Source organism: Thalassotalea sp. Sam97 (assembly GCF_041379765.1).
GTDB classification, from domain to species: domain Bacteria; phylum Pseudomonadota; class Gammaproteobacteria; order Enterobacterales; family Alteromonadaceae; genus Thalassotalea_A; species Thalassotalea_A maritima.
On sequence record NZ_CP166919.1, the window covers coordinates 924534 to 948596 of the forward strand.

At 41.9% G+C, this 24063-nt stretch carries 21 protein-coding genes and 1 pseudogene; 10 read left to right on the top strand and 12 right to left on the bottom strand.

What is annotated here, in order from left to right; genetic code table 11:
- Window positions 1-25 precede the first annotated feature (25 nt).
- From ACAX20_RS04075 to ACAX20_RS04085, 3 genes are all read right to left on the bottom strand, one after another.
- Window positions 26-628, bottom strand: coding sequence for a Yip1 family protein (locus tag ACAX20_RS04075; RefSeq protein WP_371188801.1), 603 nt, complete (start codon window positions 626-628; stop codon window positions 26-28).
- A gap of 245 nt (window positions 629-873) precedes the next feature.
- Window positions 874-1155, bottom strand: coding sequence for a hypothetical protein (locus ACAX20_RS04080; RefSeq protein ID WP_371188802.1), 282 nt, complete (start codon window positions 1153-1155; stop codon window positions 874-876).
- 164 nt (window positions 1156-1319) lie between these two features.
- On the bottom strand, window positions 1320-2687 hold the full coding sequence (locus ACAX20_RS04085) for an aldehyde dehydrogenase family protein (RefSeq protein ID WP_371188803.1): 1368 nt from the start codon (window positions 2685-2687) through the stop codon (window positions 1320-1322).
- Window positions 2688-3003: 316 nt separating this feature from the next.
- Between ACAX20_RS04085 and miaE the strand changes: the two genes are divergently transcribed.
- Entirely contained in the window at window positions 3004-3759 is a 756-nt protein-coding gene (gene miaE / locus ACAX20_RS04090) for a tRNA isopentenyl-2-thiomethyl-A-37 hydroxylase MiaE (protein WP_371188804.1), read from the top strand.
- An 86-nt stretch (window positions 3760-3845) separates the two neighbouring features.
- Window positions 3846-5741 carry a DUF885 family protein gene (locus tag ACAX20_RS04095; protein WP_371188805.1) on the top strand — a complete coding sequence of 632 codons (1896 nt, stop codon included), beginning with the start codon at window positions 3846-3848 and terminating at the stop codon, window positions 5739-5741.
- 139 nt (window positions 5742-5880) lie between these two features.
- Here ACAX20_RS04095 and ACAX20_RS04100 read toward each other — a convergent pair whose 3' ends face one another.
- Window positions 5881-6612, bottom strand: coding sequence for a UDP-2,3-diacylglucosamine diphosphatase (locus ACAX20_RS04100; RefSeq protein ID WP_371188806.1), 732 nt, complete (start codon window positions 6610-6612; stop codon window positions 5881-5883).
- Window positions 6613-7104: a peptidylprolyl isomerase gene (locus tag ACAX20_RS04105; RefSeq protein ID WP_371188807.1), complete on the bottom strand. Its 492-nt coding sequence runs from the start codon at window positions 7102-7104 to the stop codon at window positions 6613-6615.
- Between the two features lie 326 nt (window positions 7105-7430).
- On the opposite strand from ACAX20_RS04105, the gene cysS reads away from it, so the two are divergent.
- Entirely contained in the window at window positions 7431-8810 is a 1380-nt protein-coding gene (gene cysS / locus ACAX20_RS04110) for a cysteine--tRNA ligase (protein WP_371188808.1), read from the top strand.
- 143 nt (window positions 8811-8953) lie between these two features.
- Here cysS and ACAX20_RS04115 read toward each other — a convergent pair whose 3' ends face one another.
- Complete coding sequence (locus tag ACAX20_RS04115; RefSeq protein ID WP_371188809.1) at window positions 8954-9427, bottom strand: Lrp/AsnC family transcriptional regulator; 474 nt, start codon at window positions 9425-9427, stop codon at window positions 8954-8956.
- A 272-nt stretch (window positions 9428-9699) separates the two neighbouring features.
- Between ACAX20_RS04115 and ACAX20_RS04120 the strand changes: the two genes are divergently transcribed.
- The 3 genes from ACAX20_RS04120 to ACAX20_RS04130 are packed head-to-tail and all read left to right on the top strand — an operon-like array spanning window position 9700 to window position 11774.
- Complete coding sequence (locus ACAX20_RS04120) at window positions 9700-10320, top strand: elongation factor P hydroxylase (RefSeq protein WP_371188810.1); 621 nt, start codon at window positions 9700-9702, stop codon at window positions 10318-10320.
- Window positions 10307-11443, top strand: a complete 1137-nt coding sequence (locus tag ACAX20_RS04125; RefSeq protein WP_371188811.1) for an ATP-NAD kinase family protein — start codon at window positions 10307-10309, stop codon at window positions 11441-11443. The genes ACAX20_RS04120 and ACAX20_RS04125 overlap by 14 nt, the downstream gene beginning before the upstream one ends.
- A 52-nt stretch (window positions 11444-11495) precedes the next feature.
- Window positions 11496-11774 carry a YfcL family protein gene (locus tag ACAX20_RS04130; protein ID WP_371188812.1) on the top strand — a complete coding sequence of 93 codons (279 nt, stop codon included), beginning with the start codon at window positions 11496-11498 and terminating at the stop codon, window positions 11772-11774.
- Window positions 11775-11888: 114 nt separating this feature from the next.
- Here the strand turns inward: ACAX20_RS04130 and ACAX20_RS04135 are convergent, their stop codons facing one another.
- The 3 genes from ACAX20_RS04135 to mnmC all read right to left on the bottom strand — a co-directional run bounded on the left by ACAX20_RS04135 (window position 11889) and on the right by mnmC (window position 14386).
- On the bottom strand, window positions 11889-12119 hold the full coding sequence (locus ACAX20_RS04135; RefSeq protein ID WP_371188813.1) for a hypothetical protein: 231 nt from the start codon (window positions 12117-12119) through the stop codon (window positions 11889-11891).
- A complete protein-coding gene (locus tag ACAX20_RS04140) occupies window positions 12103-12282 on the bottom strand; it encodes a hypothetical protein (protein WP_371188814.1) in 180 nt (59 codons plus the stop codon). The genes ACAX20_RS04135 and ACAX20_RS04140 overlap by 17 nt, the downstream gene beginning before the upstream one ends.
- Before the next feature lie 64 nt (window positions 12283-12346).
- Complete coding sequence (gene mnmC / locus ACAX20_RS04145; RefSeq protein WP_371188815.1) at window positions 12347-14386, bottom strand: bifunctional tRNA (5-methylaminomethyl-2-thiouridine)(34)-methyltransferase MnmD/FAD-dependent 5-carboxymethylaminomethyl-2-thiouridine(34) oxidoreductase MnmC; 2040 nt, start codon at window positions 14384-14386, stop codon at window positions 12347-12349.
- 281 nt (window positions 14387-14667) lie between these two features.
- On the opposite strand from mnmC, the gene fabB reads away from it, so the two are divergent.
- Window positions 14668-15882 (top strand): beta-ketoacyl-ACP synthase I, encoded by a 1215-nt coding sequence (gene fabB / locus ACAX20_RS04150; protein ID WP_371188816.1) that lies wholly within the window; start codon window positions 14668-14670, stop codon window positions 15880-15882.
- Between the two features lie 112 nt (window positions 15883-15994).
- Here the strand turns inward: fabB and ACAX20_RS04155 are convergent.
- Window positions 15995-16563, bottom strand: a pseudogene (locus tag ACAX20_RS04155) (NAD(P)H-dependent oxidoreductase).
- A 457-nt stretch (window positions 16564-17020) separates the two neighbouring features.
- Here ACAX20_RS04155 and ACAX20_RS04160 point away from each other — a divergent pair.
- Window positions 17021-17911, top strand: a complete 891-nt coding sequence (locus ACAX20_RS04160) for a hypothetical protein (protein ID WP_371188817.1) — start codon at window positions 17021-17023, stop codon at window positions 17909-17911.
- Window positions 17912-18239: 328 nt separating this feature from the next.
- Here ACAX20_RS04160 and ACAX20_RS04165 read toward each other — a convergent pair whose 3' ends face one another.
- Together ACAX20_RS04165 and ACAX20_RS04170 are read right to left on the bottom strand one after the other, a co-directional pair.
- Entirely contained in the window at window positions 18240-18932 is a 693-nt protein-coding gene (locus tag ACAX20_RS04165) for a TIGR01621 family pseudouridine synthase (RefSeq protein ID WP_371188818.1), read from the bottom strand.
- A gap of 35 nt (window positions 18933-18967) precedes the next feature.
- A complete protein-coding gene (locus tag ACAX20_RS04170; protein ID WP_371188819.1) occupies window positions 18968-20326 on the bottom strand; it encodes a Na+/H+ antiporter NhaC family protein in 1359 nt (452 codons plus the stop codon).
- Window positions 20327-20658: 332 nt separating this feature from the next.
- Between ACAX20_RS04170 and gshA the strand changes: the two genes are divergently transcribed.
- Both gshA and ACAX20_RS04180 read left to right on the top strand, forming a co-directional pair.
- On the top strand, window positions 20659-22227 hold the full coding sequence (gene gshA / locus ACAX20_RS04175; RefSeq protein WP_371188821.1) for a glutamate--cysteine ligase: 1569 nt from the start codon (window positions 20659-20661) through the stop codon (window positions 22225-22227).
- A gap of 1144 nt (window positions 22228-23371) precedes the next feature.
- Window positions 23372-23989, top strand: a complete 618-nt coding sequence (locus tag ACAX20_RS04180) for a hypothetical protein (protein ID WP_371188822.1) — start codon at window positions 23372-23374, stop codon at window positions 23987-23989.
- The last annotated feature ends 74 nt before the right edge of the window (window positions 23990-24063 follow it).

Sequence of the window (24063 nt, forward strand, 5' to 3'; positions counted from 1 at the left end):
ATTTACTCTTGTGTATCGTAAATCGTTACTGTTTGAAGGTTGGTATAAAGCCGAAATTTGTCCACATGATTGCAGTACCCGCTAAAATACAAACCAACAATACTAAGCCTACCGTGACGATAGAGCTTGAATAAATAAAGCCTTTTTCTTCAGGAATGTGCATCATAATAGGGATACCCGAGTACAACAGGTATACCGAGTAAGCGACGGCAACACAGCCAACTAATGCAACAAACCATAATACAGGATATAGCGCCGCTAATCCGGCCATCATCACCGGTGTTGCTGTATAGGCGGCAAGCTCTAAACATTGCGTGAAAGATGGATTGGAGTCAAAAGTGTTGGCCATCCAGCGAATAAGATAGGCAAGGGCAAAAATACCCACCATAATGGCAACATACATAGATATTGCCAGCATCAAGGCACTTTGTTTCGTAATGGTAATTGGATCGCCAACGCCAATTTGCCATCCGATGTAGGCTGCGGCAAAGTAACCGCAGATAGATGGTATTAACGCCACTAACATAATGTGGCTTAAACCGTAGATCATGCTTTCGTGGCGATTGTCGATATCTGCCCATTCCGTTTTTGGATGAGCATATAGTCCCCATATATGATTTAGTATCATGTTTAACTTCCTCTCTCGCTGTCCCCATGTTCAAAAAATACGCATTATTATGTGGTTTTATTTGAACGATTTTTTGCGCCTACAAGTATGGTTATCATTATTATGTTATACGGCGCTAATTCTAGTTATGTAATACGTTCAAGTATTCGTCAAGCTTTGTTTGAAAAATAACCAGAAATATTGATCCATTCGATATTTAAGACAAAAAATAATGCGAATAAACCGAGAGAGGCAAGTAATTCATATTAGCTTTTGCGTAAGCGAACCACTTTCATATATTCAAATTCAAGACCAGCAACCGCCTCAACATCGCGATAATAACTTAGGTTAACGCGACAGCCAGTTAACGACTGATAGGGCTGTTTGCGCTTGTATTTAAATGGTGTGCTGATGTTTTCTAGCATTAAAGTATTTACAAACCATTCGCCGTCTTCACGCTGTACATGGCTTACGACTTTCATATTATTGCTTTGATTAAGCTGCTGGTGACGATTAAGTAAATTTTTTTGTATTTTATTAAGAGTCATGTCGTGTCACTTTGATTGAAAATTGCTTATCGGTTGATATCAACCGAGTTATGGTTATTCAGGGCGGTCGCTATCGATTTGTTAAGGGGGATGTAACACGCTGCAGCGTCACTCATTTATGTTACCTGCAGCACGTGTTATGTTGGTACGATGAACTTTAGCCATTAACGAATTTTACGTAGCAACGACAATTTAAAGTCGCTATAGGGGGCAAACCTTAGTGGCAAGTCTTTTAAAAATGGCCGCTTTAATACGGCCTTCATATGGCTAAAGTTTGTAAAACCGCTATAGCCACTATATTGGCCCATGCCACTAGACCCAGTACCACCAAATGGTAAATCAGGGACCGCGTTGAACATCATCACATCATTGATGCATTGGCTACCTGCGGCAATAGTGTTTATCCAATCTTGTTGCTGCTCTGAGTCCTTAGTAAATAAATACGCTGCCAATGGTTTATCATTGGATAAAACATAACGCTTGGCTTGCTGATAGTCATCAACAACAATAATAGGTAATAGTGGACCAAAGATTTCTTCAGTCATGATTTTCGAGTCAAGCTTTGATTCGACGATAATGGTTGGTTCAATGTACTTATCATTTAGATCGATTCGACCGCCATGGGCAATGTTTTGTTTCTCTAGGTAACTTGCAATACGCTCAGTATGACGATGATTAACAATGCGGCCATAACTATCACTTTGTTGTGGGTCGTCACCAAACATAGTATGTATTTGCTGTTTTAGTTGCTCAAGCAACGGTTCAAGCAGTTCTTTTTCAACCATTATGTAATCGGGCGCGATACAGGTTTGTCCTGCATTCATCCATTTGCCCCAAGCAATGCGCTCTGCAGTAATCGTTAAATCGGCAGAAGTGTCAATGTATACCGGACTTTTTCCACCAAGCTCTAAGGTAACGGGGGTTAAGTGCTTAGCGGCAGCAGCCATAACGATACGTGCTACCGTTCCGTTACCAGTATACATAATGTGATCCCAAGCTAGCGTTAATAGTTCGGTCGTTTCATTGACAGCCCCCTCAACGACGGCAAAGGCATTATTGTCTAAGTACTTGGGAACTAACTGTGCGATCAGGGCAGAGACATTGGGGGCCAGCTCAGATGGTTTGAGTAAGGCGCAATTGCCGGCCGCAATAACGGCAACAAGTGGCGCAAAAATCAATTGAAAGGGGTAATTCCATGCACCGATGATAAGCACGCTGCCAAGTGGTTCAGGTTGGATAAAAGACCGACCAGGTTGAGCGACGATAGGGGTTGAGACCTTACTAGGCTTCATCCAAGACTTCAGATGCTTTAGTACGTGATCAACATCTTTGCTGACGTATGATATTTCGGTTAACCATGCTTCTTGAACTGGTTTATGTAAGTCGTTTTTTAATGCATGAATAATGGCAGATTCATTATCCGCAATTAATTTTTTAATCTGCAGCAGTTGTTGCTTACGCCATTGGTAGTCGCGAGTAATGTTTTGATTAAAATATTGTGTTTGTTGTTTTTGTATCGATAGGTATGACAAAACAAGCTTCTCCTATGGGCAGATGGTAATCAGCTAATATCACTACGGTAAGCGTACCTGAACTAATAATAAAGAATATCTTGTTTAAGGAGGTAAATGAACCACTTAACGGCATTGCTTGGCGATTAAAGTTGCCAATAACTTTGGTTCCTCATTCACTCAGTGTTAACTGAGTGAAGATCATTCACGTCATAGCGCAACAAGCATTGCCAGGATATTGTTTGATCTAGGTAAATTTGTTGGCGATTTCCACTCGTTTGTTCACTTGCCTATGATAAACTTGCCCCATTAAACTTTATTGCTAGTGATGTTTATCATGTACGATGATTTATTGGCGCCAATTAAGCAATTTTTGCAGTGCGATACGCCAGATGCTTGGATCAAAGAAGCGCAAAAACCTCAGAACTTACAAGTGTTGCTAACCGACCATATGGTTTGCGAGTTAAAAGCAGCACAAACGGCCATGTGGTTAATTCGCAAATATGCGGTCGATAAAGCCAGTGGCGATGCCTTGTTAGCTTGGTTAAAGCCGTTTGAAGAGTTCATTTACAAGAAAAATGGCAGTCTGGAACAATTAGCTAAGGCGAATAAATTAACCAAGTCGATTGTACCAAAAGCTAACTCAGCTTATGGCCAAGATCTTATCGATAAAATGGTGTTGCTTATTAAAGAAGAGTTGCACCATTTTTATCAAGTGCTGGAGATCATGGAACAACGAGGCATTGCATATCAAAATATTACTGCTGGGCGCTACGCGAAAGGTATGATGCGCCATGTAAAAACGCATGAGCCAGAAACATTGATTGATAAACTGATTTGTGGTGCATATATTGAAGCCCGGTCATGTGAACGTTTTGCCAAACTTGCGCCGTTTTTAGATGATGAACTGAATAAATTTTATGTTAGCTTATTGCGCTCCGAAGCAAGGCATTATCAAGATTATTTAACCTTAGCTGAGCAAATAGCCGGTAAAGATATTAGTGACCGTGTGGCTTTATTTGGTCAGGTTGAAGCGGAACTTATTAGCACATCAGATAGTGATTTTAAATTCCATAGTGGTGCCCCGGTATAATTTTGCAACAATTACCTTGTTGCAGTATTTCTCGTTATGTGGTTTTCTGGTTGTTATTTAAACAAAAATAATAAGCAGAGACCACCATGACAAAAACACCTATCGCGCTAATTGTTAGCCTATCCTTTGCCGCTTGTGCAGTACAAGCTTCGCCAGCCCATACATTAACCGCTTCGCAATCCGTGCAGGCTGATGCTGTTGTGACATCGAAACAGCTTTCTGAATCTCAGCGCCTTAACCAATGGTTTGCAGAGAAATATGAACAACAACTGCAGCGTAGCCCGCTGCGCATGACGATGTTGGGGCGCAAAGACAAATACGATGAAATCGATGATGTTAGTGTTCAAGCTGAAGACGCTGAATTTGCTTGGCTTGAGCAGTCGGTTGCAGAGTTAAAAAGTGGTTTCGATTACGATAAGCTCAGTGATGAAGCAAAAATTTCGTACGATATTTGGTTATATCAATATGAGCAACAAAAACAAGGTCGAGCGTTTCGCTACAATGGTTATATTTTTACGCAAATGCAAGGTATGCAAGCACTTGCTGCGCAATTCCTGATTAGCTTTCATCGCGTCGACAGTGTTGAAGACATGCAGGCCTATACTAAACGTATTAGTGGTATGGCGAATGCGATTTCTTTGTTGCTAGAGCGTGCTCAGTTACATGCCAAAAAAGGTGTACGCCCACCTAAATTTGCTTACCAAGGTGTTATTCAACAGGCCCGTAATTTGATTACTGGCGCACCGTTTACTGACGGTGAGCCATCGGCACTATATGGCGATGCCCAACGAAAAGTTAATGGCTTACTCGCAGCGGATAAAGTTGATCAAAATCGCGCCAACGCATTGTTAGCCGAAGCAGAAGGCGCGCTAAAACAAGACTGGTTACCGGCTTACCAAGCATTGGTTGCTTGGTTTGAAGAAGATATGGCTAATGCTCAAGATAACGCTACCGGTGTAGGCCAACAAGCTAACGGAGCAGACTACTACGATTACCGTTTAGCGGTAAGTACCACCACAGATTTAACGGCCGAGCAAATTCACCAAATAGGCTTAGAAGAAGTCGCTCGTATTCAAAAAGAAATGCGGGCGATCAAGGATAAGGTCGGTTTTGAGGGTAGCTTACAAGAATTTTTCGCATTCATTAAAAAAGATGATCAATTCTACTACGAAAATACCGATGACGGGCGTCAAGGCTATATAAGCGATACCGAAACCTACCTTGATTTTATTAATCATCAACTACCTAAATACTTTGGTATTTTACCAAAAGCCGATTTAGTCGTAAAACGGGTTGAGCCGTTTAGAGAGCAAGATGGGGCGGCGCAACACTACAATGCTGGTACGCCAGATGGCTCGCGTCCAGGGGTTTATTATGCGCATTTATCTGATATGCGCTCAATGCCGAAAAATGAGATGGAGGCGATTGCTTATCATGAAGGGAACCCAGGCCATCATATGCAAATATCTATTGCTCAAGAGTTAACCTCTGTTCCACAGTTTCGCACCCAAGCTGGCTTTACTGCCTACATTGAAGGCTGGGGCTTGTATGCAGAGTACTTAGCCAAAGAAATGGGCGCGTATCAGGATCCATATTCAGACTTTGGTCGCTTAATTACTGAAATATGGCGTGCGGTGCGCTTGGTGGTTGATACTGGTTTACACGCCAAAGGTTGGACTGAGCAACAAGCGATTGACTATTTTAAAGCGAACTCGCCGGTTGCTGAAGATGCGGTAGTATCAGAGGTAAGACGTTACCTAGTCTGGCCAGGACAAGCAACAGCCTACAAAATAGGGATGCTGAAAATTCAGCAACTTCGCGCAGATGCCGAACAACAGCTTGGTGACAAGTTTGATATACGAGGCTTTCACGATACTATATTGGGCGGAGGCTCTATGCCACTTGATATTCTCGAGCGCCGGGTAAAGCAATGGGTCGCTGAGCAACAATCGGCTGCGCCAGAGTCCATGTCGCTCAATTGATCACAGAGCATTGCACAATACCTAGCTTGATGAGGGGTATTAAGCAATATAAAAAGGGCATAATAGCGAATGTTATTATGCCCTTATATTTTCTGGTAAGTTTTTTCTGCTACGCCACTGTTGATACTAGGATATGAGGTTACTCACTGGTATAAGAGCGGTTCAACAATTCAAAGCCGTCAGGTGTTACTTTTAGCCAAGCGCCTTGATCGTACCAATCGCCAAGCACGATGCGTGTTGCTTGTTGACCATCGACTTCAAATTGATGCACGTTAGGTCGATGCGTATGACCGTGGATCAGTAACTGACAGTTCGCTTGTCTAAGTTGTTGCTCAACTTCCGATTGAGTAACATCCATAATGTCTTGCGATGTCATTTGCTTAGCACTGGCAGATTTTTTACGGTAGTTTTCTGCCATGTTACGACGGGTAGCTAACGGCAATGATTTGACAATGGCTTGCCACCACCATGAGCGAGATTTGTTACGAAATTTTTGATACGCAATATCACGAGTACATAAGGTATCGCCATGCATAATCAGTGCTTTTTTTCCGTAAAGATCGATAACTTGGGTGTCAGGTAAGAGAGTCATACCCGCTTTCTCAGCGTATTTTTTACCAAGCAAAAAGTCGCGATTGCCGACAATAAAGAATATCTCTGTACCTTGATTGGTTAGCGTTTTTAATTTATTCGCGATATCCAACACAAACGGGTTATTATCGTCATCGCCAATCCAGTACTCAAAAAAGTCACCAAGAATGTAGAGTTTTTCAGCTTTTGGCGCCTCATTATGCAAAAAACTCAGAAAACACTCAGTAATATCTGAGCGCTCCTGAGTTAGATGTAAATCAGCAATAAAGTAGGTGAGCAATTACGCTACCTCAACTGACTCAACAATAATGTCTTCTTTTGGTACATCATCGTGGAAACCGTAACGACCGGTTTCAACTAGGGTCATTTTGTCAACCACTTCCATACCTTCAACAACGTTACCAAATACGCAGTAACCCCAACCTTGTACGGTTTCATTTTTGAAATCTAGGAAAGTGTTATCAACTAGGTTGATAAAAAATTGTGCACTTGCTGAATGTGGATCTTGAGTGCGTGCCATGGCTAGGCTGCCACGAACATTGCTTAAACCATTGTTTGCTTCGTTTTCAATGGCTTCACGAGTTGTTTTTTCACCCATGCCAGATTCAAAGCCACCACCTTGAGCCATGAAGCCCTTGATTACGCGATGAAAAATAGTGCCGTTGTAAAAGCCTTCTTCACAGTATTGTTTGAAGTTAGCAGCAGTTTTTGGTGCGTTATCAAAGTCTAATTCGATTTTAATATCGCCCAAATTGGTTTTAAATGTGATCATTGATTTTCCTAACTTGGTCTAATCGCAATAATATCAGCGCTAGATTGTAACCATTTCCGCGCGTCTGTAAAGCGTTAATGGCGTTAATGGCATCGATTAAAGCTTATTAAAACGCCAATTTGACGCATCAAAATCACCTTAGGGATGCCAAAAACATCCTCAGAATTTACGCAAGCCATTACAAAGAATATGACGATTTTTTGTTTAATACCCAATCAATAGCAAACGGATGCTAAAATCTACGCCTTCTATCTAGTGAATCTAACTAAGTTACGGTAGAATTGCGACAAATTGCTATTCCCATGTTTTTATAATCGAGAGAAACGATGCTACAGATATACAATACTTTAACCCGTAAAAAGGAAGAGTTTAAACCAATCACCCCAGGCAAAGTGGGCATGTATGTTTGTGGTATAACAATTTACGACTTGTGCCATATCGGTCATGCCCGTACCTATGTTGCTTTCGACGTTATTACCCGTTACTTACGTCACATTGGTTATGATGTAACTCACGTACGTAACATTACCGATGTTGATGACAAAATCATTAAACGGGCGGCAGAAAACAATGAAACCTGTGAGTCATTAGTTGACCGTATGACGGCTGAAATGTACGCCGACTTAGATGCGCTGAATGTTGCTCGTCCAGATATAGCTCCAACAGTAACCACACACATGCCAGAGATCATTGATTTGGTTGAGCGCTTAATTGAACGTAAGCATGCTTATGTTGCCAGTAACGGCGATGTTATGTTCGATGTATCGTCATATAAAGATTACGGTCAGCTAAGTATGCAAAACTTAGATATGCTGCAAGCCGGTGCACGTGTTGATGTCGATGATGCGAAAAACAACCCGTTAGATTTCGTGCTTTGGAAAATGGCAAAACCTGGTGAGCCAAGCTGGTCATCACCGTGGGGCGAAGGTCGTCCTGGCTGGCACATTGAATGTTCGGCAATGAACTCAAAGCACCTAGGTAAGCACTTTGATATTCATGGTGGCGGTAGCGATTTGCAGTTTCCGCATCACGAAAATGAAATTGCCCAGTCTTGCTGTGCGTTCGACACACCGTACGTTAACTACTGGATGCACGGTGGTATGGTGCAAGTGGATAAAGTAAAGATGTCAAAATCACTAGGCAACTTCTTTACTTTGCGTGATGTATTAGAAAAATACGATGCTGAATCAGTACGTTACTTCTTAGTATCGAGCCAATATCGTAGTCAATTAAATTACTCGCAAGAGAACTTAGCGCAAGCGCGTGCATCGCTTGAGCGTATTTATACCGCTATTCGTGGTATTGAACCGGTTGCTGTTGACCTTGCCGGTAACGATTATGTTGAGCGCTTTGAAAAAGCGATGAATGATGATTTTAATACGCCAGAAGCATTGCCGGTTATTTTTGAGCTTGCTAAAGAAGTGAATCGCATTAAACAAAGCGAACCACAAAAAGCCGCAGAGCTGACCTATGTTCTAGTGCAGTTAGGGGCGATTATCGGTATTGCGCAAAATGATCCGGAAAGCTTTTTTACCGCGGGTAGCGATGACGATGATGCGGCGTTAATCGAGCAGCTCATCGAGCAACGTAACACAGCGCGTGCCAATAAAGATTGGGCAGAGGCGGATGATGCACGTGATAAATTAAAAGCGATGAACATTATCTTAGAAGACAGTGCCGGTAAAACCACTTGGCGCCGAGGCTAAGATAACAGTCCTTATCGACTTATAGATATCAATAGAAAAGGCGCCTGTATTTACACTAGGCGCCTTTTTTGTCTGTTCAACTTACTAAGCTAATTAACAAAGCGAAGATGAAGCGTTAACTAATCACTTGGTTTGTTTTTGAATTAGTTCATATCACTAAAGTTTGGCATCACTGGGCTGCGGCTGTGCTCAAAGACCAGCGCCGTCTCAACGTTTGTTACCTCATCGCGTGAGGTGATGGCTTCAAAAACAAAGCGACGCAGATGCTCGGTATCTTTTACTGACATGTGAATGTAAAAATCGAAAGCGCCACCCATATGATACATGGAGACAATCTCCGGCAGTTGCAGTAACTCATCGCGTAGGCTATTAACGATTTCTTCGGAATAGGGCTGTAATTGAATGGCGGCAATCGCCTCTATATTACCGCCGATGGTATTGTAATTTACGTCGACAAATGAGCCTTTGATAACGCCTGAAGATTTCATTCGTTTAACTCGCTCAAGGCAAGTTGAAGGGGCGATGCCAATGTGAGCGGCTAAATTTTTATTGGTGATGTCAGCATCGTTATAGAGCAACGTCAGTATTTGTAAGTCGATATCGTCAAGTTTTTTCATATGGTCATCGTTGTTGTTTTTACTATGAAATACATCGATGTCGCTAGTGATGGTAAATGTTAACTCAGTTAATATGCACTACACGTTTGTTCTACGTGTGATAGAGCAGAGAGGCTAGCGACCTTGATGCTACGCTTTCTGTAACTATATCGGAATACGCCGTTGTTTTTGAAATTTTTTATCAATCTTTCGTTAAATACAGAATAAAGCATTAATTTTGAGCGTATAATCCGATAAAATAGCGCTATTCGTTTAACCAGAGTTTTCCTTACATGACCGAGCATCGCTATCAAGATTTGATGGATATATTTGATCGCTGTTTTTATCAATTGCATAACACGCGTTTGATAAAAGGCGGTGATGAACCCATTTACTTGCCTGCGGGGCAAGGCGCAGCGTTTCATCAAGTGGTTTTTGCTCATGGTTTTTATGCCAGTGCTTTTCATGAGATTTCCCATTGGTGTATTGCTGGCAGCGAACGTCGATTATTGGAAGACTATGGCTATTGGTATGCGCCAGATGGGCGCGATGCCGAGCAACAAGCGGCGTTTGAAAATGTCGAAGTAAAACCGCAAGCCATCGAGTGGGCGTTTTGCGTTGCCAGTGGTTTTGCGTTTAACGTGTCGGTTGATAACTTGTCTGGAATTGAGATTGACCGTTACGGTTTTCAGCAACGTGTCCATCAGCAAGTGCTGAGCTATTTGCAACATGGCTTTCCGCCGCGAGCGCAACAGCTGATCGACGCATTGATTGCTTTTTATAACCCTGGCTTAACGTTAACACCGAACTTATTCGAGTTTCGTGATCCGCTGGCTGGGTTTCAGCAACAAGCGTTTGCGCCTGAAACATCGTTTAGCCATAACAGAGAAAGTAGTCGTTATGAAACAGTTTAAACTTGGTTTTTTAGTTAACCCAATTGCGGGTATTGGTGGCAGTGTTGCACTAAAAGGCAGCGATGGTGTAGATACTCCAGCCAAAGCAATTGCATTAGGTGCAGAGCCTAAGGCTAATTTACGCGCTAAGCTTGCCTTAGAAGTGTTATTACCATACAGAGATCAAATCACTATTTATACCGCAGATGGCGATATGGGCGGTGATACAGCGATTGAGTTAGGGTTTCAAACGCAAGTGGTTTATGAATATGACGGCGATCATTCAAGCCCACAAGATAGCGAGAACTTAGTCAATATATTACAAACTATTGGCGTCGATTTACTGTTGTTTGCTGGCGGTGATGGTACCGCACGTAACGTCAGTCATCAAGTTGATGGTTATTTTCCCGTGTTAGGTATTCCCGCCGGTTGTAAGATTCATTCCGGTGTTTATGCGCTAACGCCAAGTGCCGCCGGGCGCGTCGTTGAACAAATGATCAATAACGAACTGGTATCATTTACCGAAGCCGATGTTATGGATATTGACGAAACCGCGTTTCGCCAAGGCGTAGTGAAAGCGAAGCGCTACGGTGAGATGCAAATACCGAGTCAGTTACAATACATTCAAGCGGTAAAGTCTGGCGGTAAAGAGTCAGATGAACTGGTATTGATGGATATTGCCGCTCATGTTATTGAAGAGATGGAAGAGCAATTGTTTGTGATGGGTTCAGGCTCAACGGTTGCTGCGGTAATGGATGAACTCGCACTTGATAATACCTTGTTGGGTGTCGACTTAGTGTGTGAGCAAGCGCTGATCCACGCCGATATTACCGAGCCTGAACTGTTTGAAAAAATTAGCGAATTTGACGGTGAGGTGAAGTTAGTAATCACCGTGATTGGTGGCCAAGGTCATATTTTTGGCCGTGGCAATCAGCAACTCAGTCCGCGGGTTATTCGCGCTATCGGTAAAGATAATATTGTTGTGGTAGCTACCAAACGAAAATTACAAGCCCTTGAGCAACGACCACTCATTGTTGATACCGGTGATCCGGAGCTTGATGCCGAGTTAACGGGTTACCTACCAGTGGTGACCGGATTTCATGATCAGGTGTTATACCCAGTCGCGAGTCCTGGCATTGTTTAAACGATACTTGATAACTTTCCGAATTTAATACATAGATTTTACAGAGCTTTATATGAATTTATCTCAGGTTACTCACCTTGAACATCTAGCGCAGTATTTTGACAGTTTGATTGAACTTGATAATGATGATGTACTGTTTGCTAGCAGTTATTTACGTGGCTTTATTGAAGTTGCCGCGGTGCAGTTTGGTGACGACAGTCAGCCTTTAACGGCGCAACTAGCGCATCTGGTGAGCGAGCAATTAACGGCGGCAAGTCATGAGCTGAATGAGAGCGATCGCCTTATCGTTGATGATTTTTGGTTACAGCTAAAAGGCGCTTTTAGTCATTAAGTTATCAGGAGCATGCTGCTAATAGCATGCTTCGCCTTTATTGTAATGCGCCTCTTTTTTAACATTTAACTACCTAATACGTACTAGATACGCCTGCACGGTTTTTACTACATCTTATATCAACGACATTAAACCACGGCTGGCGCCATAGCAGGTTATGATAATCATAAGGTTAATCAACGCTCTTATCAGCCAAGGGCGTTGTTGATAATTAATTTCTAAACCGCTTGTAGCCACCATTGCGACGCCCATTAAGGTAAACCAAGGCGTTATGACATATATCTGCTGCCCCTTAATGAGGGTAACGGCAATATCATGTAATAAGCCACTAACAGTAAAGGTCATGATATTGGCCAGTGATTTCGGCAGCCAAACCGTTAACGGTTTTTGTACGTAACGAGCTAGCACCCAATGAACGGCTTAGCATGTTTGCTAATGAGCCTTTGGCACCTAATGGCAGACCGCTGCGTTTTTTTACATACGCTCGTAAAGTTAATGCTTTAGTCAATAATTTCCCCTTTGGTTTTACTGATAGCCATACCTGAGCAATGCCTGTGGCTTTTACCTCTGACTTAAGCAGTTGAGCGTATTAAGTCGCGTACAATAAAGCGATTGGCACTCAGGTTAAATAGCATCTCATCATCAACAGGGTAGTCTTGTCCAGTGATTTCACAGGCGATGATTTCTGCCAGTAGCGGCGCGCTGCATAAACCGCGCGCACCTAGCCCGGTTAATACATATAAGCCATGTTTTAATGGTGCTGCTTGTTCAAAGTGCCAGTTTTTGTCGTAACGCAAATGCTCATAGTACTCAATGTGCTTATCAATAATCGGCATACGCGAAGCGATAGGTAAGTGATCGGGTGTACAGCAGCGCAATCGGGCTTTTGCAGTGACGATATCGTCAGCTTGCCATTTGGCAATATCGCCAAGGCAGGTGGTGAGCATATTGAGGTTGAAAATATCATCGTGCGCTGTTGCTTCTATGCTTTGATTGTTTTTATCAAAGGTTGCGCCGATGCAATGTACTCCTTGATGAGCAGGCGTTAAATAACCTTTGTGGCATAACACCGCTTTTAATGGCGCGATATGCTCATTGCTTTGCATTTGCGTGACTTGGCCGCGCACCGCGGATAATGGCAAATCGTTGAGGATATCGATATTCAGTGAGTCGGCGCCGGTACAAAAAATCAGATTTTGTACGGTTTTTGCCTCTTTGTTGGTGGTGAAGCGCCATCTACCATTATCGGTAGCAACGACGCTTTGTAAGTGACGCTGATATTTTACTGTTAATAAGCCGCTATCTTCGGCGGCTTGGCACACCGCTTGTACTAACTCTGGTGGAGATACCCAACCAGCGCGGGGCATAAACAAGCCACCAAAAGGCAGGGATATATTAGCAAGCTCACTCGCTTGTTCGGCATTAACGCCATGAATTAAATCATAAGGCCAATGGTTACTGTTTTCGAACTTTTGCTGGCGCTTAATTAAGGGCGCTTTATAAGCAACTTCTATGAGCCCATCAAAGCCATGACTAAATTGGTAGTCTTGACTGAGCAGTTGCTGGTATAAGGCAATAGCATAGTCAAACGATTGTTGATAAAAACGACTGATGGTGTCGGTTTCAACATGCAACAGCGGGTAGACCGCACCGATGGCGTTAGAAGATGCACCTTGTGCTAAGGTCGCGTCTTTGCAATAAATGGTAGTCTTGATGCCTTTTTTAACAAGCGCAAGTGCCATGCAGGCGCTGGCAATGCCACCACCGATGATCGTAGCATGTTGCGACGCTTCAGTTTTACTGCGCACTTTAAATCCCGTTAATGGTTTTGCCCGCTTGATACCGACATATTCGGCTTGCAACGATTCTCGCTTACCAACCTGAGTATTGCTGGATTCGCTTGGTGACACACTACCTTGCTGAACGCTCGACGAGTGCTTTCTCTTAGTTACGTTAAAGCCTTGATTTTCAAGATCGCGGCGGACAAACCCGGCAACGGTAAAGGTACCTAAAGTGGCTTTTGGGGCAGCTAAACGGGCAAATTCGGCGAACAAAGTTTCTGACCACATATCGGTATTACGCTTTGGCGCAAAACCATCGAGATAGAAGGCATCAACGCTTTGTCTGGCAACATCGGCAAGGGCGCGATAACTTTTTAAGGCATCATCAAGGTATATGGTAAGGCGGATATTATCGCCAAAGTGCATTTCTAATACTGGTTTTTCTAAATGGTATTGGGCAATAAACTGCTCTGTCCAATGGCTAAGTTCAGGCCATAACGCCAATACCTTACTGATATCAGCAAGCGTCATCGGATATTTTTCAACACTGATGAAATGTAAGCTGAGATTAGAGTCATGTTGCTGATAAAACTCGGTAAAAGCTTTTGCCGTTAGAAAAAAGTTAAGACCGCTACCAAAACCTGTTTCGGCAATGGTAAAACATGGCTTATTAAAATTATGCCAACGCGACGGAAGTTGGTTATTTTCGATAAAGACTTGTTCGCTTTGTCGCCACCCTTGCTTGCTATCAAAATAAATATCATCAAATTGCTCTGAATAAGGGGCGCCATGTTGGTCGAATTTGACGTCGGCGGTTTTAATGTTTACCACGAAGAAACCTTGCTACATTGCTTTAATAAACGGGCTACGCCTATTTTATACCAACTGACGTAATTATTTGATCATTAACACGCAATTTGCGGGTTTTATTGTGCTTGCTGTTTTTCCTAGACGAGATTCATGGTATTAATAGCTAAGTATTATTCGCTATGAGCATGGCACATTGTCATATAAGGTGGCACAGTGAGCACAGGGATACTGGATAGACCAGAATTGGCTTGTAAACCATGTATCATAGCCACAGTTTAAACAATCAACATGGTTATTTTCTAATGAAACGTGTCGTAATTACAGGTATTGGTATTGTATCGAGTATTGGTAACAATGCTGAAGAAGTTCTGGATTCATTAAAAGTTGGTCGTTCTGGTATTAGTAAATCAGAAAGCTTTGTAGAAAAAGGGCTTCGTAGCCAAGTTTGGGGTAAGCCAAACATCGAGCCAAAAGATCACATCGACCGCAAAATATTTCGCTTTATGGGCGATGCGGCAGGTTATGCATACATCGCAATGGAAGAAGCGATTAAAGACGCTAAGTTAACTGACGATCAAGTATCAAACTACCGTACTGGTTTAGTTGCCGGCTCTGGTGGTGCGTCATCACTTAACGTTGTTAACTCTGCCGATACCCTTCGCGAAAAAGGCGTTAAACGTGTTGGCCCATATGCGGTACCAAAAACTATGTCATCGACATGTTCAGCATGCTTGGCAACACCGTTTAAGATTTTAGGTAATAACTACTCAATCAGTTCAGCGTGTGCAACGTCTGCACACTGTATTGGTCATGCGGCGGAGTTAATTCAACTAGGTAAGCAAGATATTGTTTTCGCTGGTGGTGGTGAAGAAGTTGATTGGTCATTAGCCATGATGTTTGATGGCATGGGCGCATTATCAACTAAATATAATGACACACCAGAAAAAGCATCGCGTACCTACGATGCAAGCCGTGACGGCTTTGTTATCTCTGGCGGTGGCGGTATGGTTGTTGTTGAAGAGTTAGAGCACGCTCTTGCTCGTGGCGCACACATTTACGCTGAAATCGTTGGTTACGGCGCTACCTCTGATGGTTATGATATGGTCGCACCAAGTGGTGAAGGCGCCGTTCGTTGTATGCAACAAGCAATGGAAGGCGTTGAAGGTAAAATTGATTACTTAAACACCCATGGTACATCAACACCTGTTGGCGATGTTAAAGAGCTTGGCGCTATTCAAGAGGTGTTTGGTCACGATTGCCCAGCGATTTCTGCGACTAAAGCCATGACTGGTCATGCCCTAGGTGCCGCTGGTGTTCATGAAGCCATTTACACCATGCTAATGATGGAGCATAACTTCATCGCGCCATCAATCAACATTGATGAGCTTGACGAAAAAGCAGAAGGTTTGAATATTATCCGTGAACCACAAGAAGCGAATATTGACTTAGCGATGTCGAACAGCTTTGGTTTTGGTGGTACGAACTCAACCTTAGTATTGAAAAAATTCCAAGGCTAAATAGAGCTGCGTAGCAGATCTTAAATGAATATAAAGGGGCGCTAATAACATAGCGCCCTTTTGTTTTATCGGAGCTTATGCTGAGTCAGCTCTAAACGCTAAAAGTGAGTATCTAGGTCTCAGCAAAGCGTTTAAAGTCGTTTTCGATATCTGGATTTTTTAATACGTCATAACAAACAAAGGTAGGCAGCGGACTCATACCAAAAAAGCGAAAATTAGCATGCATATGAAGCATTAAATCATCAACGCTTTTCCCTTGAAATAAATACTCATCGTCATCCTCAAAGGCTTCTTTGGGGCATTGAATGTTAGCGACAACATGTACTTAGCATTTCCTTTCGTACCACCTGTGCCATAGTTCTTTTTTGGTTGTTTAGAAGTTCTACCGTCAAAGTTGCATAACACGCCTTGCATACCAGCACTGAACACCTCATCCATATACTTTTTAAACGACCAAGGGATAGTCATCCAATTGACTGGTGCTTGCAGAATGATGTTTTCGGCCCAAGCGAGGTGCACAAGCTGCTCTTCAACATCAATGGCATCTTGCATGGTGACTATACGTACATCATGGCCTTTACCACGTAAATTGGCATTAGCTTGCTCAACTAAAGAGGCATTTAAACGGCCTTAGGAAAATGGCGATTTTTCGTGGGCATTAATGATTAGCACATTACTCATTCGATACTCCATAACAAATAAAATAACCACTAACAATGGCGCTAGTAGTTAGTTGGTATTGGCTCGGTTTTGGGCATTTTAGGGCAAAGTGTAGTAAAAATATGGCAGATTGTTAGCTGGAAAGCATCTGTAATGATGAGGCTATCTATTGAAGAATTTTGTGGCCTAAGTCCTTACTTTTTATAGAGCATTAAGATCCCATTGAACTCCTAACTTTGTACGTTCGATATTTGAGTGTCCTAGCATGTGTGTGAGGTTAATTTGTACTGCCAAATTTGTCACTTATCATACTTGTCAAAATAACTTGGTGGTTTTGTTGGTTGATTTTAATGGTTTTTTTTGGTTTTATGGTGGTTGGGTGGATATGCTTGTGTATATTATGGTTAAGTATGTGCAACCAATAGTCTAACAAATATCAAATATGTTTAAGGAAAATAATAAGAACAAGGAAATAACTATGACCGATAATAACTCAGCAGTACTAGCTCAAGAACCTCAAGAGATCTCGTTTCAAGAAGAAATGCAACGAGAAATGGTGTTACAAGCTCGAAAGAAAGTGCTTGAAAAGAAGATTTTTTCAGGCATTCAAGAATTTTCCCGAAGTTGTATTCACGAAAAGTTTTATAAAGTAACCAATAAAGGGCGAAAGGAGTACATTCAAATACAATGGCGTCATTTCATTTTACGTGAGCACGAAAAAGACAAAGATGTTATCACCACCGTAAGACAAACCAAAGGTCAGACTATTCGGGGTACTAAGTATGTTAAGGATGTCGATGTTCAGCAAACAACCATTCATTACGATTATATTAGCGCTGAAGATCATGATGGCAATTTGCATAATTTTAGATTGCAAGACATGCAATTAGATAAATTGCCTCGTGATCATATTATTACTCTAGGTTGGGTCTACCACAGTAAAACCAATTCAGATAAAAATGATGTTGTATCTGAAGGAAGTGTGCTTGGTCAAAATTGGGATGGCGAACTGCAGCCAACCATTATTGTAGTTCACCCGCAAGCTGAATCTGATGGTTTATCATCGGCACAATGGATGAAAGCTGAAAAATTTCAAGATGCTATTGCCGATAATGGCATTGGTTTTTGGCATCTTGCTTGGCTATTACCAATTGCCAGTTGCTTTATGATGGGAGCCCGATATTTTGAAAACGTAGGCTTTGCTCTATCGGCTATCGGTATAGGTGTAGCAGGTATTGTTAAAGCTATTCGTTATTTTCAGTTGAAGAAGCAGATGGGAACGTTCTCTGAATGGCTATCTGATGAAATTAAGGGCTTTACGTCAAAATCTGAAGGTTTAATGACGTCTATAATAAGCAAGTTACAGTAACCATTTGACACTGATATATTAAAGCTAGTAGCTATAGTTTCTTTCAAAACTAAACGATCTAAGCTATCAATTATTTTGAAGTAGTTGATAGCTTATGATTTTTGGGCTACGAGATTTAGTTCTTGCTAACTTTCACTCTAACTGTTTTTAGCTGAGCGTCCTGTTCGCCGAATTACCCTTAGATCAAACTCTTATTCTGAGTTTGGTTTAGCTACATAAAAAGTGCCACCATGTTACAAAGTTCGTTGGGATGTCAAAATTAAGTGGTAATTTTACTTTGCCCTATACGCAAGCCTGAACTGGTGGCGAGCACATTGTTGTCAGTCTTTTAGCTATTTCTCCCTTTAGGCCATGCCAATTGCCAAGGTTTATCCAGTTTTTCGGCCTTAATAATCGGTGCTGCAAGGTCGAATAATTCACCAGGCATATCATCGCAAACAAGTTCAATGCGTTGTTCTTGATAATCAAAGGCAATGGCATAGGCATGCAAATAACCACGGTCACATTTGTCTTGGCCGTTGTATGTTGGGTCGCCAGCAATAGGACTGCCTAAACTATTTAATGCGACACGAATTTGATGGGTTCTGCCAGTCAGCGGTTTAAGTAAAAACAAGCGTAAGCCATTACTTATGCTGTAGCTAAAAAAGCGTGTCTTCGCCGGGTTGTCAGTGCTGCGCAGTAATTTATAACTGCCGCGTCGGCTTTTAGCCATGTCCCCTTGGACTAAGCCTTGTTTCTTTTTCGGTTTGTGTTTGCTCACGGCGAGATAATATTTTTCGATACTGTGGCTCGCAAATAACTCGCCAAACAGTCTTGCTGCTTCAATATTTTTAGCAAAGATTAAAATGCCTGAGGTTATTTTATCAAGGCGATGAACAGGATATAGCTCGCTGATATTGAGCTGTTGTTTAAGCGCAGTAAATACGCCCGAGCCAACATCACCTTCATCATGAAAGTTGACGTTGGCATCTTTATTAATGACCAAAAAATCAGCGTGGTCATATACAATTTTTATCGTCATAGTATGTATTGCCTTATTAGGCACGGATACCTTATTTACAGAAACGCACCAACGATGAAAAAGCCGATGATGGTTAGTAGTGCAGCAAAGACAGTATACGGTAATTGTGTTCGCACATGCTCGTAATGATCACAACCTGAGGCAATGGACGCGACAACCGTCGAGTCTGAAATTGGTGAAGCGTGATCGCCAAACACACCACCAGAGAGTACCGCGGCCACTAAAAATGACACAGGAACGTTCACATCCAGAGCAATAGGTACCGCTATCGGGATCAGTAAAGCGAATGTACCCCACGAGGTACCAGTGGCAAAGGCCATAAGCCCAGCGACCAGGAATATTAGCGGTGCGATATAGATAACTGGAAATTCAGGATTGATTAAGTTGGCAACATAGGTGCCCGTGCCTAATGCGCCAATCGCATCACCAAAGGCAAACGATAACACTAATATAAGCACCGCAGGAGCCATATTTTTAATGCCTGCAACGAAGCCTTGAGCGACTTCTTTTACGCTCATTAATTTGTAAGCGAAAATCATTACCATCAATAGTGCGATAGCGGTAACGCTCGATACAAAAACTGAAAACGCCCCCGCGCCACGGCGAATATCACCGTTACCAGTAATGTACATAAGCGCAATGGTTAGCCCTAACAAGGTTAACATCGGCAGCCACATTACCCGTGCCTTTGCCGTTTTATGCTCTGTATCTGCAACTTGTTCTAGCACTTTTGCTTCAGACAGCGCTAATGGCCCATATAGTTTACCTGTATAAGCTGTGTAGTAGGCTAGCAGGACGGCAATGATGGCGTAAAAGTTATAACTAAGTGTGCCAATAAGTACGCCTACCGGGTCGCCAAGATTGTATCCGTCTAACAGCCCCAGTAAATAAGCCCCCCAGCCGTTAATTAAAAATAATACGCTGATAGGCGAACAGGTCGAGTCGATTAAATAGGCAAGTTTGGCTCGACTCATTTTATGGGTATCAAATAGCTTTTGTGAAGCCATACCGGCAGAAAACATCGATAGGTTAGTGTCGGTAAATATGCTGGTGCCGACAACGGTCGGTAGCAAGCTCGCTTGTCGTTTGGTTTTTACTAAATTGAGGTTGGCGAGATTATCGATAAAACCATGCACGGCACCAGAGCGGTTCATTAACTCGACTAAGGCACCTATTAATAAACTAAAGGCAATAATTTGCGTGTTATAGGTCGAACTGAAAATGTTCAGTATCGACATCGCTGTGTCACCAGTTGCGGTAAACGGGTTATAGTTCGCAATCAGGAGAAAACATAAAAAAATACCGCAAAGTAAGGCTATGGTGGCATTTTTTCGCCAAATGGCTATGGCGATTGCGGCAATTGGCGGCAGTAAAGTTAAGGCTGAATCAAGCATGCATCATATAAACCAAAAAAATTCTGTCGTTAACTTTACAAGGCTATGTTGCTAAATACAAAGAATAACTCAACTAAACAGACTTATGGCGGTTATAACGCTTTAATCTTAAACGGATATCGCAACACAATTCGATATAACGATAGGTTAGCAACGGTCGTCGTTATTTGATGCAACGATTTTTACCTTAACCAACGATGAGTTTTGAAAAAAAGTCCATGAATTGATTGAATTTAGGTATACTCGTACGCATATAAGATTATCAGACTATAATTGCTAAACCCTCATAAACACTATGATTGTTTGGCATAACACTGCCTTTAGGAGCAATTTTGGCGTTAACTATTGCAGATATTACCTCGGCTATTGCTGAACAGAACCTTGACTCATTAACCTCGATTAAACGTGGTGTGGAACGAGAAACGCTACGCATCCAACCTGACGGTAAATTATCCTTACAAGGTCATAACAAGGCCCTCGGCAGTGCTTTAACTCATAGCTTGATTACCACAGATTACTCAGAAAGTTTACTGGAGTTTATCACTCCAGCGACCGAGTCGATTGACGATAGTTTAGATCAATTAAAAGATATTCAAAAATTTACCTTAGATAACATCGATGGTGATTGGTTTTGGCCAATGAGCATGCCTTGTGTCGTCGAAAGCGAAGAGCAAATCCAATTAGCTCAATACGGTACATCGAATATAGGTCGAATGAAAACCGTATATCGCCAAGGGCTGAAAAATCGTTATGGTTCTATGATGCAAGTAATCGCCGGTATTCACTTTAACTTTTCCTTTTCAGACGATTTTTTCGCGACCTTACAGTCGATATTAGGCGATAAACAAACGGCACAAGACTTTATCTCGGATCGCTACTTTGCCTTGATCCGAAACTACAAACGCTTTGGCTGGTTAATTCCGTATTTATTCGGTAGCTCACCTGCGCTGTGCCCTAGTTTTTTACAAGGCCGCGAGTACAATTTACCATTTAAAGAAACGCCAAAAGGTTGTTTGTATTTAGAGCACGCAACATCGCTGCGCATGAGTGATTTAGGCTACACCAATTCATCGCAGTCAGCGCTTAAAATCTGTAACAACTCACTGCAAAGCTACGTTGAGTCGGTGCAAAACGCCATTACCTTACCTTCTGCGGAATTTGCTAAAATTGGCGTCAAGGTTGATGGTGAATATCAGCAGTTAAATGACAATGTACTGCAAATTGAAAACGAGCTGTACGCACCAATCCGTCCTAAACGTGTGGCTAAGTCAGGACAAAAACCTTCAGAGGCGTTAAAAGAAGGTGGAGTTGAGTACATTGAAGTTAGAGCGATGGATGTCAACCCGTTTACAAGTACAGGTATCAGTAAGCAACAAATGCAGTTCTTAGATGTGTTCATTACGTATTGTTTATTAAAAGAGAGTCCCGCAGTGACACTTGAACAAAAAAACGTATTTATCGAAAACACCAATAAAGTGATTGTTGAAGGGCGCAAACTTGGATTGCGGCTCAATGACAAAGGCATTGATAAAACGATTCCTGAATGGGGCAACGAGATCTTTACGGAGTTAACTTACATTGCTGAGTTATTTGATAAGGCTTATAACACCAGCGATTACTCTGCTGTTATTGCTGCTGAGCATAGCAAGATAAATGACCCAACATTGACGCCATCTGCGAAAATATTACAAGACTTGATGCGCGGTGAGCAGAGCATTGTCGGTTGGGCACTGGATAAAGCCAAGGCGTTTCGAGCAGAGTTAAAAGATCACCCTTATAGCTACTTCAGCGAACAACAATTTGGTGAGATGGCACAAGCGTCTTTAGACAAACAATTACAGATAGAGCAAAGCGATACGTTGAGCTTTGATGATTTTTTGCAAGATTATTTTAAAAAGTAATATTTTTTGGGAACTAAATGAACCGCAGTAACTCTTAGATAATGTAAGACATTTGATTTCCTTATGAATGACACACGCAGTTTGAGCACCTCCTTAGGTGCTCTTTTTTTTAGTTGCTGTTTTTTGAGGTATTTGTTACGAAATTCAGCGTTGTTTTTGGTCATATAAAAACAACTAGAACCTCCCTTTTGATTTAAAACCACACATAATACCAATTACACTAAGTTTGTGGCCAACTCTGAGTTAGAGCAGAGGTTCAGCTACAACATAGATTTCATTGAAATAGTCATTCTATATTAATGAAATATAGGGCCGTAAATAGGCCTCAGGCAAACTCCCTATGGGTCAGTTTTAAAGGCTTTTATGCTGCGTAACTGATTTTGACAATGGAATAACCATTCTCTGCAATCAAAGCCTTGCTTAAAAGCCTTTAAATTCTCACTGAGTGAGCAATAACTTAATGTGATTGGTATAAGCGCAACACTTACTACGTATTATTTATAACGTGTGATGGGGTTACAACTGGGAATACAGATAGTGACGTTGTCTCTCTATGGTTTTTATCTACTCTATAGCGCTTATCTGTGGAACTGAGCTATGTTGTTTATCTATGTTGCGTTCTGGGATGTCACTTTTAAATATGGCTGGTCTTGCTAACCCTTTGTAACAAACGTTGCCGATATTCTGGCGGCAGGGCACCCTGTTTGTTTAGAACAAGCCAACAAAAGGCTACCGGTAGGCACAATAAAGTAAATAAATCGCAGACAAAAAAAAGCGCGTTACTTGACGCGCTGTTAATGTAAAAGCAGTCCAGGGAAAAATTGCTTTCATGAAGTAAGACGTCGCGTCAGTTTAAAAGTTCAAAATTATTTTGTTTTTTTATACAAGTTTATAACATGCTGATGTAGAGCTATTTGAGGTTAACGCGCAAAGGTAGAGTATTGTAGGCTTATACAGCGATAGGCTTTTTTTCGTTGAGTTTTAGGCAAAAAAAAGCACCTTACTTGAAGGTGCAAAATTAAACCAAGGAGAAATAAATATTTCATAATATATGACCCGGTATATCTAAATTAGTTCAAAATAAATTAAAAAAGTTTGCTAAATCTGGCAAACTTACGGTATTGCCTCTTTAAATCCTATAGCGATGAAAAATAAAACAAAAATATCTGCTTTATTGTTAACCACCCTGTTGTCGGGATGTATTACACCGCCTCCTGAGAATCCTGACAACCTATGTGATATTTTCCGCGAACATCACTCATGGTACGACGACGCACAAGATATGAATGAGCGCTGGGGTGTACCTATCCATGTGCCAATGAGTATGATGTATCAAGAAAGTTCATTTCGTGGCGATGCGCTACCACCGCGCGATTATTTATTAGGTTTTATTCCATGGGGGCGCGTCAGTAGTGCCTACGGTTTTGCTCAAGCGAAAACCTTAACGTGGGATGATTATGTGCGCGAAACCGATAATAGCGGCGCAGATCGCGATGAGTTTGATGACGCAATCGATTTTATGGGCTGGTTTATTTATAAAACCCACAAGGTAAATGGGGTGTCGAAGTGGGATGGTTATAATCAGTATTTAAACTACCACGAAGGTTGGGGTGGCTATAAACGCAAAACCTACCAGAAAAAAGCGTGGCTTACTAAAGTCGCTCGCAAAGTTGATAATCGAGCTAAAACCTACAGTAGCCAACTAAAAAGCTGTAAAGATGAATTAGACAGCAGTTGGTTGTGGCGAGCGTTGTTCTACTAGTTTGGGGGGTACTAATTAGCCTACATTTCATGTAGGTTATCGTTAGTTGCAAAGCCCTAAAAAGTGATTGATTT

Bases quoted from the DNA above. Each gene is read 5' to 3' on its own strand.
- ACAX20_RS04105 (WP_371188807.1), bottom strand. From the start codon at position 7,104: ATGATCACATTTAAAACCAATTTGGGCGATATTAAAATCGAATTAGAC.
- ACAX20_RS04125 (WP_371188811.1), top strand. From the start codon at position 10,307: ATGAAACAGTTTAAACTTGGTTTTTTAGTTAACCCAATTGCGGGTATT.
- ACAX20_RS04075 (WP_371188801.1), bottom strand. From the start codon at position 628: ATGATACTAAATCATATATGGGGACTATATGCTCATCCAAAAACGGAA.
- ACAX20_RS04135 (WP_371188813.1), bottom strand. From the start codon at position 12,119: ATGACCTTTACTGTTAGTGGCTTATTACATGATATTGCCGTTACCCTC.
- ACAX20_RS04165 (WP_371188818.1), bottom strand. From the start codon at position 18,932: ATGACGATAAAAATTGTATATGACCACGCTGATTTTTTGGTCATTAAT.
- ACAX20_RS04095 (WP_371188805.1), top strand. From the start codon at position 3,846: ATGACAAAAACACCTATCGCGCTAATTGTTAGCCTATCCTTTGCCGCT.
- ACAX20_RS04080 (WP_371188802.1), bottom strand. From the start codon at position 1,155: ATGACTCTTAATAAAATACAAAAAAATTTACTTAATCGTCACCAGCAG.
- cysS (WP_371188808.1), top strand. From the start codon at position 7,431: ATGCTACAGATATACAATACTTTAACCCGTAAAAAGGAAGAGTTTAAA.
- miaE (WP_371188804.1), top strand. From the start codon at position 3,004: ATGTACGATGATTTATTGGCGCCAATTAAGCAATTTTTGCAGTGCGAT.
- ACAX20_RS04115 (WP_371188809.1), bottom strand. From the start codon at position 9,427: ATGAAAAAACTTGACGATATCGACTTACAAATACTGACGTTGCTCTAT.
- ACAX20_RS04130 (WP_371188812.1), top strand. From the start codon at position 11,496: ATGAATTTATCTCAGGTTACTCACCTTGAACATCTAGCGCAGTATTTT.
- ACAX20_RS04160 (WP_371188817.1), top strand. From the start codon at position 17,021: ATGACCGATAATAACTCAGCAGTACTAGCTCAAGAACCTCAAGAGATC.
- ACAX20_RS04120 (WP_371188810.1), top strand. From the start codon at position 9,700: ATGACCGAGCATCGCTATCAAGATTTGATGGATATATTTGATCGCTGT.
- ACAX20_RS04170 (WP_371188819.1), bottom strand. From the start codon at position 20,326: ATGCTTGATTCAGCCTTAACTTTACTGCCGCCAATTGCCGCAATCGCC.
- fabB (WP_371188816.1), top strand. From the start codon at position 14,668: ATGAAACGTGTCGTAATTACAGGTATTGGTATTGTATCGAGTATTGGT.
- ACAX20_RS04180 (WP_371188822.1), top strand. From the start codon at position 23,372: ATGAAAAATAAAACAAAAATATCTGCTTTATTGTTAACCACCCTGTTG.